Genomic DNA, 14,354 nt, shown 5'->3' with positions numbered 1-14,354 from the left:
TTAGAAACCTGCCGCCGTGGCTTTATCGATCAACCAGTTCAGCGACGGGCCGCGGGTGCTCACCACTTCAACCGGACGACCTGCCAGGCTGCTGTTGATGGCTTCGTCAGGCTGGATCTGAACGCGGATGTCGGAAGACAGGTCAGCAGGGCTCAGGGCCGTGGCGCTGACGATCTTGCCGCTGTGGTCGCCGTCTTCGCCAGCGACCTGGAAGGTCACGCGAGCGCCCGGCTGTACATCGGCGAACTGACGGTAGGTGAAGCGAGCATCGACATTGGCGGCAACGTTGCGCGGGACCATCTGGAAGATCACTTGACCTTTGCTTGCGTACTGACCGTCGGCGACCAACTGCTTGGCCACGACGCAATCGCAAGGGCTGGTCATGGTGCCGGCCAGTTGACGACCAAACAGCTCTTCGATTTTGGCCGGCTGCATTTCGTCCGGGTCCAGGTTGCCTTTCAACATGTCCAGCATGCTGGTGTTGAAGGTGGCCAGCGGTGCGCCTTTGGCGACGTTGCCGTTCGGCGTAACCAGGCTGGTCACGGTGCCTTCACGGGGCATGGTGACATCCAGGCTAGGTACGCTGACCAGGCCCGACGTGGAGTGGCTGACGAAGTACATGCCATAGACCGATTTGGCGACGAAGCCGAACGCAATCACACCAACGGCGAAGATACCGATGCTGAAGGTCACGGCGCGCAGACGACCGAAAGCGCTCAGGCCGCTGCCGCTGTCTTTGGATTTGCGTGCTTTGGTGAAGTTATCGCGCTGCAGGGTCGCAAGCACTTCGCCCATGCTGATGAGATCGCCCGACAGGTGCGAAGTGATCAGGTGACGCAGGGTCGAGATGTCTTGCGATTCCAGATTCTGGAACTGGCAGCCGACACGGCCGGTGTTCGAATCGATGGTGCGCACTTGCAGGTCGACGTCCATTGCCAGACCGAGGTTGTCGATCAGGAACTGCAGACGACCCTTGATGACCTCACCGACGCCTGGACGCAGGTTGGCAGGAGCGACAAAGCTCAGACCGCCTGCGGAAAGGTCTTCGACACGCACCAGCGGAGCGTTCGGCTGACCATTGAGCAGTCGCAGTTTGGCCGGGATCTTGACCCGTGCGTGCTGACGCTGGGCTTCGGATTCATGTACGACATTGGCATTCACGGCTGTATTCATGGTGGTAATTCCTGATTAATCGAGTTGATCCATTGTTTCGGTCAGAGGCCCGGTCAGACCATTGTCAGCAGCACGGCAACGAAGATGCTGCCAGCCGAGAAAGTCATGGTCCGCGACGACCAGGTGTTGAACCAACCCTGGAAGCTGGCCATGTCGCGGCTCAGTTTTGTGTCCTGGCGGGTCCAGGACTGTCGGTCGAGACGGAAGAAGACGTAGATCTTCATCAATGCGCCGACGATCTGGTTGTAATAGAGAATCATCGGATACGCCGGCCCGATCTTGTGCCCGCTGCACGACAGCAGCAGGGTCAGGATCAGACGTGTAATGCCGATCCACAGCAGGTATGCGAGCAGGTATTCGATGCCGAACTTGAGGCTTGCCAGCATGGCGACGGTCAGGCCAAGGATCGACGTCCACATCGACACGCGCTGGTCGAACAGCACGATGCTGGTGAAGACCCCGAGACGGCCAACACCAAGACCCAACGCACGGGAGTTCTGCCGAAGGTTGTTGCCGTACCAGCGGTACATCAGCTTGCGGCTGGCCTTCAGGAAGCTTTTTTCCGGCGGGTGCTCAACGGTGTTGATCGCGGCATCCGGCACGTAAAACGTGTCGTAGCCCAGGCGCATCAGGCTGAACCAGCTGGACTTGTCGTCGCCGGTCAGGAACTTGAAGCGGCCCAGACGCCAGTGCTGCAGCGAGTCGCTTTCCACGTCGGCGATGAAAGCCGGGTCCGTCACCACGGTGGCGCGGAACACCGACATACGGCCGGTCATGGTCAGCACGCGCTTGGACAGCGCCATCGAGCACATGTTGATATGACGCTGAGCGAAACGCAGCTTGTGCCACTCGCTCATGATGTAGCCGCCGCGTACTTCACAGAACTCGTTGGTGGTCAGGCCGCCGACGTTGCCGAACAGCTGGAACCACGGAACCGTTTTCTGCACCACGCCTTCAGCCAGAACGGTGTCACCGTCGACCACTGCAACCACGGCGCGGTCGTCCGGCATGTGGCGGGAGATGGCGCGGAAACCGAACGCCAGACCATCACGCTTGCCGGTACCGGCGATGCGCACGAAGTCGAGCTTCACGTGCTCCGGCGGGTTGTACTTGGCCCACAGTGCCTTGACCAGTAGCTCGTCGGACATTTCCACCAGGGAGCACACGATGGTGGTCGGGAAGCCGCAGTTGATGGCTTCGCGAATCACCGAGCTGTACACCTGAGCGGTGGTCAGCGCATCGATACGAAAGCTGGTGACCATCAGGAACACGTGGGACGGATCGGCTGCCTTGCCCAGCTTGCGCACTTTACGGCGCAGGTGCGGGTAGACGATGTACAGGAAAATCATGCCGCGCACGAAGTGCGTTGCGCCCATCGAGTAACGCCAGATACCGACGATACCGATCAGGAAAATGAAATCTTTGGAGTGCGAGTCAAACAGCGATGCAGGCAGCGCCATGGCAATGGCCGCCAGCAACGTCAGATAAAACAGCCAACCTGCGGCCTGGAGGAAGCCGTGCTTCAGCCTTTGCATAGTGTGTATCCCTAAGTCAGTTGCAACCTCAAGCCGCAAGCTTCAAACCTCCAGTCGCAGGCGCTGACGCCCGGGACTGAAGGGATGAAGCCTGAAACTTGCAGCTCGTGGCTTGCAGCTCGCTGTGTGTTACCAGCAGATACCTTCGATTTGACCGTTTTCGGTGGTGGTGCCTTTCATGAAGCCCACCAGGTCAATCACACGCTTGCCGGCTGGCGCATTGTTGGCGAGTGCACGGAAGCGCTCGTCGCGGTTGCCCAGGATGATCACGTCGGAGTTGTTGATGACTGCGTCGAAGTCCGAGTTCAGCAGGGACGAAACGTGCGGGATCTTGGACTCGATGTAGTCTTTGTTGGCGCCGTGAACGCGAGCGTATTCGACGTTGCTGTCGAAGATGCTCAGGTCGTAGCCTTTGCCGATCAGCATTTCTGCCAGCTCGACCAGTGGGCTTTCGCGCAGGTCATCGGTACCGGCCTTGAAGCTCAGACCCAGCAGGGCGACTTTGCGAGTGTCGCTGGCAGCGACGATGTCGAAAGCGTTCTGAACCTGGGAAACGTTGCTGCGCATCAGGGAGTTGAGCAGGGGGGCTTCAACGTCCAGAGTGCTGGCGCGGTAGGTCAGGGCACGGACGTCCTTCGGCAGGCAGGAACCGCCGAACGCGAAGCCTGGGCGCATGTAGTACTGCGACAGGTTCAGAGCCTTGTCCTGGCAGACCACGTCCATCACTTCACGGCCGTCGACGCCGACTGCCTTGGCGATGTTGCCGATTTCGTTGGCGAAGGTGACCTTGGTCGCGTGCCATACGTTGCAGGTGTACTTGATCATTTCGGCAACGGCGATGTCCTTGCGGATGATCGGTGCGTCGAGTTCTTCGTACAGGGACTGCAGAACGTCACCGGACGCTTTGTCGAATTCGCCGATGACGGTCATCGGAGGACGGTCGTAGTCAGCGATCGCGGTGCTTTCACGCAGGAATTCAGGGTTGACCGCAACACCGAAGTCAACGCCGGCTTTCTTGCCCGAGCAGTCTTCGAGGATCGGGATGACAACGTTGGCGACGGTGCCCGGCAGAACGGTGCTCCGCACGACGATGGTGTGACGGGTGCTCTTGTCACGCAGTACGAAGCCGATTTCGCGGCAGACCGATTCAATGAAGTCCAACTCCAGATCGCCGTTCTTCTTGCTTGGCGTGCCGACGCAGATCATCGACAGGTCAGTGGCGCGAATGGCTTCGGAGAAGTCGGTGGTGCCGCGCAGTTTGCCGGTCTTGATGCCGGTCTCCAGCAACTCGCCCAGACCTGGCTCGACGATCGGCGACTTGCCGCTGTTGATCAGGTCGATCTTGGCAGCGGAGATGTCCACACCAACAACATCATGACCACGCGCCGAGAGGCAGCCCGCGCAGACTGCACCGACATAGCCCAAACCAAAGATGCTGATACGCATAGTAATCTCCTCGATGTTTACGCCATTAGTTGGCCGAATATAAAAACTGTCTTACAACTTTCGCGCACTCGTACGCACGGCAAATGAATGTCGCGTGACAAGCACAGGCAGAATTAAGGGGTGAGTTACCTATATGAAAGGCAAACCCGAATGTTACAGATCAACAGTGTCGAGTCGCCCATACATATTTATATAGGTTCCCGATCTGGGATGTGGCAGGCACTCCAACGGATGGGTTGCGCGTCATGCTCAGGCGGTCAAGGACAAGGCTTTTGGCCGTCTCCCGATGAATCAGCCCCGATTCACGACTGCGGGCACCCGAATGGTGCTAGCTCATTTCACTTCAACTAGTTTGGTGCGTGACTCCTTGTACGTACCACTTGACCGACGGGTCTAACTTCGTTGAGAAGCAACTTCCAGATCTGTCCATGTGCCATGTAAGAGATCTCCTACATGGGGGACGAGAATTGTTACGGGATGTAGGAGCGTGGGCATTCCCCATAAGTTCCGGGCCGCTCGTCCTCTTTTTGAGATTTTTCGTACACTCAATGGTTTTTCACGGGATCCAACACGCGGGCAATCAAGGTTTGAGCCTTGGTTTATAAGGCTCTGGCCGGCTTGCAGACTGGAGTGCCACTAGTTCAAATCAACAGAACGAAATCTGAAAAAAAAGTTGTTAAATTTTTGAGAAAAAAAAGAACCATTAGTTTTTGACTTTTAGTTGGCGCCAATTAGTCGGCAGCACTACCGTTTGTCCGCGCAAACTGCAGGTTATGAACTAAGTAAGTGTGGGAATTTGCGACAAGATCACTGTTTGTCTTTGCCGCCGGTTGGGTGGGCGCATGCATTCGAATGATGGGATTAGTCGTTTCGCGTTAAAACGACTGGATAGTTGCCTTTCGAAACGCACCGAAGTGGGGATCAAATGGCGTCGCGGTGCCCGTCAACGGTTGGAAACGGGCAGGCGTTTTGGCGCTGGAAAGGAAAGATACACTCAGGCGTCTTGTTCGTCGCGCAGGAAAATAAGCTTGTCCGGGGAGGACAGCTCTTTGCTGTATCGATAGCCGTGGGCGTCGAACTGCGTCAGGTCCTTGGGCTTGCCGATGCGCTCGGAAATCACGAAGCGAGTCATCATCCCCCGGGCCTTCTTGGCGTAGAAACTGATGATCTTGTACTGACCGTTTTTCTGGTCGCGGAACTCGGTTTCGATGACACGGGCATTGAGTGCCGGACGCTTTACCGCTGAAAAATACTCGTTCGACGCCAGGTTGAGCAGCACGTCGTCGCCTTGTTCTTTCAGCGCTTCGTTCAGCCACCCGCTAATGCGGTCGCCCCAGAATGCGTAAAGATCCTTGCCCCTCGCGTTCGCCAGCTTTGTGCCCATTTCCAGCCGATACGGTTGCATCAGGTCCAGAGGACGCAGCAATCCATAGAGCCCGGACAACATACGCAGGTGCTTCTGGGCGTACGTCAGATCGGGTCCGCTCAGGGTGTCGGCGTCGAGACCGGTATACACGTCGCCCTTGAATGCCAGCAGCGCCTGTTTGGCGTTTTTGGGAGTGAAGGCCGGATTCCAGCTGCCAAAGCGGGCGGCATTGAGGCCCGAGAGTTTGTCGGACAGGTGCATCAGCTCACCAATCTGCGCCGGGGTCAGGTCGCGCAGCTGGCTGATGAGCTCCTGGGAGTGATCCAGAAATTGCGGCTGGGTGTAACGCGTGGTGGTGGGCGGCGTTTCGAAATCGAGGGTTTTGGCTGGGGAAATCACCATCAGCATGGGCAGGTCTCCTTTAATCGTCGGGCGATTCTAGGGGTTGCGTGCGGATCACTCCAGCTATGGTGTCGACAGGCGCGCTTCTACGGCAACGATGCCTGAATCCGGCAGTCTGGCCCAGGGCAAATCCGCTATAGTGCTTCGCCGGTTTTCGGCCTCTTTATCAAGGATTGGGAGCACGTCGTGTTGCGCATGCTGTTATTGATCGGAGCCTGTTTGCTGGGGCTCAACGCACAGGCGGCCACGGGCGAAATTGCGATGCTGGATCGCGCAGTCTGGCCGGAGGCTCTGGAAACGCCGCAGCTGTTCGACGTCGCGTCTCGCGCGCAAATTCTCAGCTTCGCCCATCAGTTGCTGGAAAGCGAAAACCTCAGTGACGCCCAGCTTGGGGCGCGCCTGGGCCTGCGCCAGATCAATCTGCCGACGGTGAACCTCATCCGCACACGGTTATGGACGCGCCTGTTCGAGAACTGGACATTCGCTGAAAAAACCTGTGACGCCGACGCCTCGTTCTGTGTGCTGGTTGACGATGTGCCCATGCTGCGCCAGCGCGCCGCCGAATACAAAGTGGCCGATGATTCCTTCTATGCGCAGTGGGCAGCGCCGGCCGATGCCTTCAACCAGCGTTATCTCAACGAACTGTTGCGCATGGCCGCCTTGTTCCCGCAGACCAGCAGCGAGATCGAGCGCTACAACTCCGACGAACTCAGCGGCGAGGAAATGCCGGACCGGACCTTCCTGCTCAACTTCGAGAGCGGTCCGACCGTCGCTGATGGGGCCACGGACTGGCTGGCTGACTTCATGCGCCAACAGAAGATCACCGCGACGTTCTTCGTCCTGGGCAAAAGCCTGCAGAGTCGTCTCGACAGCACTTCGCCGCAAGCGCTGCAAAACGTCTACCGGCAGCAATGCGTCGGCCTGCAAGGCTGGGAGTTCAGGTCCCATGCCCACTGGCGCGACTGGCAAGACTCCATCGAGCGTACGGCCGCGCTGGTGCAGCAGGTGCTGCCGGACAATTTCGTGCCGCTGTTCCGCCCGCCTTACGGGCATCGTCGTGCCGACAGCGCGCCGTTCTTCCGTGATCAGCAGCTGCGTGTCTCGCTGTGGAACATCGATTCCCAGGACGGCACCGGACGCATCAGCGCCGAGCAGGCTGCCAACCGGGTGCTCACGCTGATGCTGCTCTGGCGGCGCGGCAATGTGGTGTTCCATGACAGCACGGACAAGCCTCAGCAGGCGGTGCCATGGCTGATGGCCAATACCGCGCAAAGCGGGGTGATGTGGGAGGACTGTCATATCTATCCGCAGCAGTTGGCGGACGAAGAAGATGTGCCGGATGAGGAGGCTGACACGCCGGACAATGACGCCGCCGAAGAGCCGGTCGATCAGCCGGGTGCAGCGGTCAATCAGACGGCACCGCCAGCGAAACAAAAGGAATAGCGAGGGGGGGTATTTCGGAAATTTCTGAGGATTTGTCCCGGACCGGACTTCCGACTTTAAACGCGGCTGACCCATCCGCCAAGGGCTATTTCGCCCCCTGAAAAATAAACTTCAAAAAGCGCCGAAACGCGTTTTTATGTCATCGGTTTTGCGGTATTACGACAACAGACCGCCGAACCCTGCAACACAGGTGGCGTCATTCCAGACCCCACTTTGCGCAATTTTCTCCTGCCTCAAGGGGAAAGCCTCGGCGGCCTTTTCGTGGCGCAGCATCGCTGTGTGTTGCGTCACTTGGCTACTACAAAGGTGAGCGAGTATGGATGACCACGGACGCACCCCTTCCTCTAACCAGCCAATCCTCTACGTGCTCGATACCAACGTATTGATCCATGATCCAAACGCGCTTCTGAATTTCGAAGAACATCACGTTGCACTCCCCATGACGGTCCTGGAAGAACTGGACAAGCTCAAGGCGGGCAAGCACTCGGTGGCTGCTGAATGTCGGCAGGCGATCCGGTTGATTGACAAGACACTCGGCGAAGCGACCCCGGAGGAGGTCGAAAAAGGCGTACCGATCGATCGCGGTACAGGCGTTTTCAAAGGTTATCTGTCCATCCTCATGAACAAGCGGCAAGAGCCCAACCGTCTGCTGCCCGACAACCTCAATGACAACATCATCATCAACCAGTTGATCGACCTGCATGCGCGGAAAAAGGACACGCGTATCGTACTGGTCACCAAAGACATCAATATGCGCCTCAAAGCGCGGGCCTGCGGCATCGAGGCCGAGGATTACAGCACCGACCAACTGGTCGACGACGTGTCGATGCTGTCCCGCGGTTACCACAACATGACCGGCTCTTTCTGGGACCGGGTGAGCAAAGTCGACACCCGTCAGGATCACGGCCGTACCTGGCACAAAGTGCAGATGATCGAGCAGATTCCGTCTGTGCACATCAACGAATTCATCATTGATGAGCAAGGCTTCGTGGGTTGGGTCAAAGGCGTCAAACCTGATGAGTTGCTGTTGCTGGACATGCATCAAGAACCGCTGCTGCACCAGGAAGCGTGGGGGCTGAAGCCGCGTGACATCTATCAGGGGCTGGCGCTGTTCGCGCTGCTCGATCCGGATATTCATCTGGTCAACCTGTCCGGCGCGGCCGGTTCGGGCAAGACCATTCTCGCCTTGGCCGCTGCCATCGAGCAGACCATGGTCAGCAAGCGTTATCGGCGCATCATCGCCACCCGTAGCGTGCAGGGGCTCGACCAGGAGATCGGCTTTCTGCCCGGCACCGAAGCGGAAAAGATGGAGCCATGGCTTGGCGCGATCACCGACAACCTGGAAGCGTTGCACATGGATGACGAAAACACCCATGGCAGCGTCGATTACATCCTGAGCAAGGTGCCGCTGCAGTTCAAATCCCTCAACTACATTCGGGGCCGAAGCTTCCAGCAGAGCCTGATCCTGATCGATGAATGCCAGAACCTCACGCCGCACCAGATGAAAACCATCATCACCCGTGCCGGCGCCGGTTCCAAAGTGGTCTGCCTGGGCAACCTTGCGCAGATCGATACCCCTTATCTGTCGGCCACCAGTTCGGGGCTGACCTACCTGACGGAGCGCTTCAAGGATTTCCCCAACGGCGTACACATCAGTCTGCAAGGTGTCCCACGCTCGATCCTGGCTGAATACGCGGAGAGCCATTTGTAAAACGGTTTTGAATCTGCAGGAGCGCGCTTGCCCGCGAATGCGTCAGATCAGTCATAGAGATGTTGACTGACACAACGCGTTCGCGGGAAAGCGCGCTCCTACAGTTCGGGTCGCATCGGCGTTACAATCCCCGCTCCTGTTCAGGAGTCATCCCGTGCTCACTCATCTCGATTCCCAAGGTCGCGCCCACATGGTCGACGTCACTGAAAAAGACGTGACGTTCCGTGAAGCCGCGGCCGAAGCGCGCGTGCGCATGCTGCCCGAAACCCTGCAAATGATCGTCGCAGGCGGGCATCCCAAAGGGGACGTATTTGCCGTCGCGCGCATTGCGGGCATTCAAGCCGCGAAGAAAACCAGCGATCTGATTCCCCTGTGTCATCCGTTGATGCTTACGGGCGTGAAGGTCGAACTCACCGCCGAAAGTCCTGACACCGTGCACATCGTTGCTCGCTGCAAACTCTCCGGCCAGACCGGGGTGGAAATGGAAGCGTTGACCGCCGCCAGCATCGCCGCCCTGACGATCTACGACATGTGCAAGGCGGTGGACCGCGGCATGACCATCGAGCACGTGCGGCTGCTCGAAAAACTCGGTGGCAAGAGCGGACACTTCATCGCCGACGACCAGGTGAGCGCCCAATGACCATTCACGTGCAAGTCCAGTTCTTCGCGCGTTTTCGCGAAACCCTCGGCACCGAGAGCGAGAACCTCGAAGGCGTGTTCGCCACCGTCGACGCCGTGCGCCAGCATTTGCTGGAGCGCGGCGGTGTGTGGGAAGTGCTGAGCGAGAAAGGCATCATGTGCGCCCGTAATCAGGAGCTGTGCTCCCTGGACACGCCCGTTGAGCCGGGCGATGAAGTGGCGTTCTTTCCCACCGTCACCGGAGGCTGATATGAGCGTGCGAGTGCAAGCCGCCGCGTTCGATCCAGGCGCGGAAGTCAACGCCATGCACGACGCCAACGTCGGCGTGGGTGCGGTGGTCAGCTTTGTGGGCTACGTACGGGATTTCAACGACGGCCGTGAAGTGGCGGGGATGTTCCTCGAGCACTACCCCGGAATGACCGAGAAAGCGCTGCTCAACATCGTCGACGAAGCGCAACAGCGCTGGCCGCTGCTCAAGCTGGAAGTGATTCACCGGGTGGGCGAGTTGGCGCCGGGCGAGCCGATTGTGTTCGTCGCGGCAGCCAGCGCCCATCGCCAGGCCGCGTTCGAGGCCTGCGATTTCGTTATGGATTATCTGAAAACCCGAGCGCCGTTCTGGAAGAAGGAAAACACCTCAGAAGGCCCGCGCTGGGTTGAAGGGCGCGACAGCGACCACAAGGCTGCGGATCGCTGGAAATAGGAGGGCTAAACGCACGTAACTGTAGGAGCGCGCTTGCCCGCGAATTGCGCTATGTCTGTGACAGGCGGGCCAATTGACCCACCACGTTCGCGGGCAAGCGCGCTCCTACAAATAGCCATCATTCCGCCGCAGGAATCGCCCGCTGCACGCGCACCACCGGCCGTAACAACACGGTCGGCGGCGTTTCGCAGCTGATCTTGCGGCCCAGCTTCTCTTCGATCGACGGCAGCTGATACGAATCGTCTTCACCGGCGAAGCTGATCGACACGCCGTCTGCGCCTGCACGACCGGTGCGGCCGATGCGGTGCACGTAGTCGTCCGGGACTTCCGGCAGCGTGAAGTTGATCACGTGACTGATGCCGTCGATGTGGATCCCGCGCCCCGCCACGTCGGTGGCCACCAGCACGCGAATCTTGCCTTCGCGAAAGCCTTCCAGCGTCTTGATGCGCTTGTGCTGTGGCACGTCGCCTGAGAGCTGCGCGGCATTGATGCCGTCACGCACCAGGCGCTCTTCAATACGCCGCACTTCGTCCTTGCGGTTGGCGAAGACCATCACCCGCTCCCAACCGTGATCATTGATCAGGTTGAACAACAGCTTGTACTTGTCGGCGCCGGCCACGGCATAGATGTGCTGCTCGACGGTGTCGCTGGCGACGTTCAGCGATTCGATCTCGACAATCGCAGGATCTGTCGTCCACTGCTTGGCCAGGTTCATCACGTCTTCGGTGAAGGTGGCGGAGAACAGCAGCGTCTGGCGCTCGCCCTTGTGGGGAGTCTGGCGAATGATCGAGCGAACTTGAGGAATGAAGCCCATGTCGAGCATGCGGTCGGCTTCGTCCAACACCATGACTTCAACCATGTCCAGGTGCACGTCGCCGCGCTGGGCGAAGTCCAGCAGGCGGCCTGGTGTCGCGACCAGAATGTCGCAGTGGCGTGCTTCGAGGTGCTTGAGCTGCTTGTCGAAATCCATGCCCCCCACGAACGTCATCACGTTGAGGTCGGTGTACTTGGTCAGCGCCTCGGCGTCCTTGGCGATCTGCACCACCAGCTCGCGGGTCGGCGCAATGATCAGCGCGCGGGGTTCACCCATGTAGCGCTCTTTCGGGGGAGGCGTCTGGGTCAGCTGGGTAATGATGGAAATCAGGAAGGCGGCGGTCTTGCCGGTGCCGGTCTGGGCGCGGCCGATGGCATCTCGGCCTTTGAGGGTGTAACCCAGAACGCCAGCCTGGATCGGCGTGCAGTACGGGAAGCCCAGGTCCTGGATGGCATGCATCAATTCGGGGGCGAGGGGAAAATCGTGAAAACGGGTTTTGCCTTCCAGGGGCTCGACGGCGAAGTCTTCGAGGTTCCAGGGAATGACGACGGGCTTTGGCGCACGTTCTCGGCGCGGGCGTTCAGCCCTGACGGGCGATGTAACGGCCGGTGCGGTGGCTGCCAAATGCTCGGGCGCAGGCACGTGCACTTCTGCTGCTGACGGTTCCCGCGAGACGCTTTCGGTCTGGCGCTGGGGGACGGGGAGGGGAGCAGCAGGCGCGAGCGGCTCAGCCTCGCTTTTTCCGAACATCTTTTTAAGTGCTTTGAGCACGGTGATCTCATCGATTGATTTAGGAATGTACGCCGGGGAGTGTAAAGCAAGAACCCGGCGCGGCGTAGTGTCCTAGCAAATCCGCAACGTAATTGGAAGGATCAAATGAGTGGACTAGCGAAGCTTATCCGCGAGCCAGACACCTATGTCGGAAATTTCCTGCGGTAACACTTGGTGCTCCATTGAGTATTCCTGCCATGTCACGGTGACGCCCTGGGCCTTCAAATGCTCGTAAGCCGCTCGCCCCATGGCATGCAGAACCACCGGGTCATTGCTGCCGTGCAAGCAATAGGCCGGGATGCGTTGCTGGCTGGCGGACAGGCTCATTTCGTCGCTGAAAGTCGGTGCGTAAGTGGACAGCGCGAGCACGCCGCCGAGGGGGCCTTCCCAGCGCAGGAAGGCGGTGTGCAACACCACCGCGCCGCCCTGGGAAAATCCTGCCAGGAAGATTCGGGCCGGGTCGATGCCGCTGTCGCGTTGCTGTTCGATCAGCTTGATGACGTCTTGCGCCGAGCCTTCCAGCTCGCCGCTGTCGATGGCGCGGGCCGGGCTCATGGCCTTGATGTCATACCAGCTGGGCATCGCGTAGCCACCGTTGATGGTGACCGCCCGGGTCGGCGCCTGCGGCAGAATGAACCGCGTGGTCTTCAGCGTCTTCTGCAGCATCTCGGCCACCGGCAGGAAATCGTAGCGATCAGCCCCCAGGCCGTGCAGCCAGATCACGCAGGCGTCGACTGCCAGTTCCGGGTCGATGATCAGCGGTTCAGTCATGTGTGCTCCATTAGTGTGCAGTGCCGTCGGCGCAGCGCTTTAAGGCGGTGCGTTGGGCCGTCAACGTGGGATTCATCATGTCGCAAGGTTACAAGTTTTGATCTTGACCTGTCGCTAATTCGACATTGCCAGCATGGTGGTACGAGCTTTGCTACACAACCCGCGGAGTGAAGGCGATCACCTCGGGCGGTAACACTAATAGGCTATCAAGCAGACAGCCCAGTGTTGCGTCAGAGGCAGCATGGAATCATCGAGCAGGATTCCCGGCACGATTCGCTTTGAACCTCGGGGTTCAAGGACATCATGGGGCTTCAGTCTGCTGGACTCGCAACATGCCGAACACGCGATGACCAGATGCCTGGCGTCGGTGGCGGTAAACGGGTTCAACGTCGCATGACCCAAAAACAAGCCAACGCGGGTCATGAATGCCTCACAAGGGTGCGACGGGGCTAAGGCTCCTACACAACAAAGAGCAAACTGGAGGTTTGAATGAAGATGTTGAAATCCACCCTGGCTGTAGTGGCCGCCGCTGCAGCGCTCGGTCTGACCGGGTTCGCTCAAGCGGGTGCCAAGCTGGACGCCATTCAGAAGAAGGGCTTTATTCAGTGCGGCGTCAGCGACGGTCTGCCAGGCTTCTCGGTTCCGGACGCAAGCGGCAAGATCCAGGGCATCGACGCCGACTTCTGCCGCGCCGTCGCTGCTGCGATTTTTGGCGACGCGACCAAGGTCAAGTTCAGCCAGCTGAACGCCAAAGAACGCTTCACCGCGCTGCAGTCCGGCGAAATCGACATCCTGTCGCGTAACACCACCTGGACCAGCTCCCGCGACGCGAGCATGGGTCTGGTGTTCCCGGGCTTCGTCACTTATTACGACGGCGTTGGCTTCCTGGCCAACAGCAAGCTGGGCGTGAAAAGTGCCAAGGAACTGGACGGCGCTACAATCTGTATTCAAGCCGGTACCACCACTGAGCTGAACGTGTCGGACTACTTCCGCGCCAACAACCTCAAGTACACCCCGATCACGTTCGACACCTCCGACGAAAGCGCCAAGTCGCTGGAATCCGGTCGTTGCGACGTACTGACCTCCGACAAATCCCAGCTCTACGCACAGCGCTCCAAGCTGGCCTCGCCGAAGGATTACGTCGTTCTGCCTGAAACCATCTCCAAAGAACCGTTGGGCCCTGTTGTCGCCCGTGGCGATGAAGATTGGACCACCGTTGTTCGCTGGGTCGGTTACGCGCTGCTGAACGCGGAAGAAGCTGGCGTCACGTCGAAAAACGTTGAAGCCGAAGCCAAATCCACCAAGAACCCTGACGTGGCCCGCTTGCTGGGTGCCGACGGCGATTACGGTCCGCAGCTGAAGCTGAAGAAAGACTGGGTCGTGCAGATCGTCAAGCAAGTCGGTAACTACGGCGAAATCTTCGAGAAGAACCTGGGCGCAGCCACTCCTCTGGAGATCGCTCGCGGTCAGAACGCTCTGTGGAACGCTGGCGGCATTCAATACGCACCACCTGTGCGTTGATTGACCTGCGCCCGGCTGCGTGAATCGCAGCCGGGCGCTTTGTTGCATTTCTTCCGGGGCAC

10 protein-coding genes and 2 pseudogenes are annotated in these 14,354 nt (G+C 59.1%); 6 read left to right on the top strand and 6 right to left on the bottom strand.

Annotated elements, in window-relative coordinates:
• The 4 genes from L4G42_RS11390 to yaaA all read right to left on the bottom strand — a co-directional run bounded on the left by L4G42_RS11390 (window position 1) and on the right by yaaA (window position 5,928).
• Window positions 1-1,173 carry an alginate biosynthesis protein Alg44 gene (locus tag L4G42_RS11390; RefSeq protein WP_237250672.1) on the bottom strand — a complete coding sequence of 391 codons (1,173 nt, stop codon included), beginning with the start codon at window positions 1,171-1,173 and terminating at the stop codon, window positions 1-3.
• A 53-nt stretch (window positions 1,174-1,226) separates the two neighbouring features.
• Complete coding sequence (gene alg8 / locus L4G42_RS11385) at window positions 1,227-2,708, bottom strand: mannuronan synthase (RefSeq protein ID WP_237250673.1); 1,482 nt, start codon at window positions 2,706-2,708, stop codon at window positions 1,227-1,229.
• A 129-nt stretch (window positions 2,709-2,837) separates the two neighbouring features.
• Entirely contained in the window at window positions 2,838-4,154 is a 1,317-nt protein-coding gene (locus L4G42_RS11380; protein WP_237250674.1) for a nucleotide sugar dehydrogenase, read from the bottom strand.
• Window positions 4,155-5,148: 994 nt separating this feature from the next.
• Entirely contained in the window at window positions 5,149-5,928 is a 780-nt protein-coding gene (gene yaaA / locus L4G42_RS11375; protein WP_237250675.1) for a peroxide stress protein YaaA, read from the bottom strand.
• A 183-nt stretch (window positions 5,929-6,111) separates the two neighbouring features.
• Here yaaA and L4G42_RS11370 point away from each other — a divergent pair.
• The 5 genes and pseudogenes from L4G42_RS11370 to moaE form a co-directional block, all read left to right on the top strand.
• Window positions 6,112-7,272 (top strand): annotated as a pseudogene (locus tag L4G42_RS11370) (polysaccharide deacetylase family protein); the annotation flags it as partial.
• Window positions 7,273-7,681: 409 nt separating this feature from the next.
• Entirely contained in the window at window positions 7,682-9,076 is a 1,395-nt protein-coding gene (locus tag L4G42_RS11365) for a PhoH family protein (RefSeq protein WP_237250676.1), read from the top strand.
• A gap of 154 nt (window positions 9,077-9,230) precedes the next feature.
• A complete protein-coding gene (moaC, locus tag L4G42_RS11360) occupies window positions 9,231-9,716 on the top strand; it encodes a cyclic pyranopterin monophosphate synthase MoaC (protein ID WP_237250677.1) in 486 nt (161 codons plus the stop codon).
• Window positions 9,713-9,964, top strand: a complete 252-nt coding sequence (locus tag L4G42_RS11355; RefSeq protein ID WP_272903959.1) for a MoaD/ThiS family protein — start codon at window positions 9,713-9,715, stop codon at window positions 9,962-9,964. Before moaC ends, L4G42_RS11355 begins: the two co-directional genes overlap by 4 nt.
• 1 nt (window position 9,965) lies before the next feature.
• Window positions 9,966-10,415 (top strand): molybdopterin synthase catalytic subunit MoaE, encoded by a 450-nt coding sequence (moaE, locus tag L4G42_RS11350; RefSeq protein WP_237259591.1) that lies wholly within the window; start codon window positions 9,966-9,968, stop codon window positions 10,413-10,415.
• 118 nt (window positions 10,416-10,533) lie between these two features.
• Here the strand turns inward: moaE and rhlB are convergent.
• A pseudogene (gene rhlB / locus L4G42_RS11345) lies at window positions 10,534-11,814 on the bottom strand (ATP-dependent RNA helicase RhlB); the annotation flags it as partial.
• Window positions 11,815-12,114: 300 nt separating this feature from the next.
• Window positions 12,115-12,771, bottom strand: coding sequence for an alpha/beta hydrolase (locus L4G42_RS11340; RefSeq protein ID WP_237250680.1), 657 nt, complete (start codon window positions 12,769-12,771; stop codon window positions 12,115-12,117).
• 489 nt (window positions 12,772-13,260) lie between these two features.
• On the opposite strand from L4G42_RS11340, the gene L4G42_RS11335 reads away from it, so the two are divergent.
• Window positions 13,261-14,292, top strand: coding sequence for an amino acid ABC transporter substrate-binding protein (locus L4G42_RS11335; RefSeq protein ID WP_237250681.1), 1,032 nt, complete (start codon window positions 13,261-13,263; stop codon window positions 14,290-14,292).
• Window positions 14,293-14,354: the final 62 nt, after the last annotated feature.

The sequence above is a fragment of the Pseudomonas petrae genome (assembly GCF_021728295.1).
GTDB classification, from domain to species: Bacteria; Pseudomonadota; Gammaproteobacteria; order Pseudomonadales; family Pseudomonadaceae; genus Aquipseudomonas; species Aquipseudomonas petrae.
The sequence above is the reverse complement of the archived record's forward strand: the minus strand, read 5'-3'. Positions and strand labels throughout refer to the sequence as shown.

Coding starts and splice junctions, on each gene's coding strand:
- moaE (WP_237259591.1), top strand. CDS start 9,966: ATGAGCGTGCGAGTGCAAGCCGCCGCGTTCGATCCAGGCGCGGAAGTC.
- L4G42_RS11380 (WP_237250674.1), bottom strand. CDS start 4,154: ATGCGTATCAGCATCTTTGGTTTGGGCTATGTCGGTGCAGTCTGCGCG.
- L4G42_RS11340 (WP_237250680.1), bottom strand. CDS start 12,771: ATGACTGAACCGCTGATCATCGACCCGGAACTGGCAGTCGACGCCTGC.
- alg8 (WP_237250673.1), bottom strand. CDS start 2,708: ATGCAAAGGCTGAAGCACGGCTTCCTCCAGGCCGCAGGTTGGCTGTTT.
- L4G42_RS11355 (WP_272903959.1), top strand. CDS start 9,713: ATGACCATTCACGTGCAAGTCCAGTTCTTCGCGCGTTTTCGCGAAACC.
- L4G42_RS11335 (WP_237250681.1), top strand. CDS start 13,261: ATGAAGATGTTGAAATCCACCCTGGCTGTAGTGGCCGCCGCTGCAGCG.
- L4G42_RS11390 (WP_237250672.1), bottom strand. CDS start 1,173: ATGAATACAGCCGTGAATGCCAATGTCGTACATGAATCCGAAGCCCAG.
- L4G42_RS11365 (WP_237250676.1), top strand. CDS start 7,682: ATGGATGACCACGGACGCACCCCTTCCTCTAACCAGCCAATCCTCTAC.
- yaaA (WP_237250675.1), bottom strand. CDS start 5,928: ATGCTGATGGTGATTTCCCCAGCCAAAACCCTCGATTTCGAAACGCCG.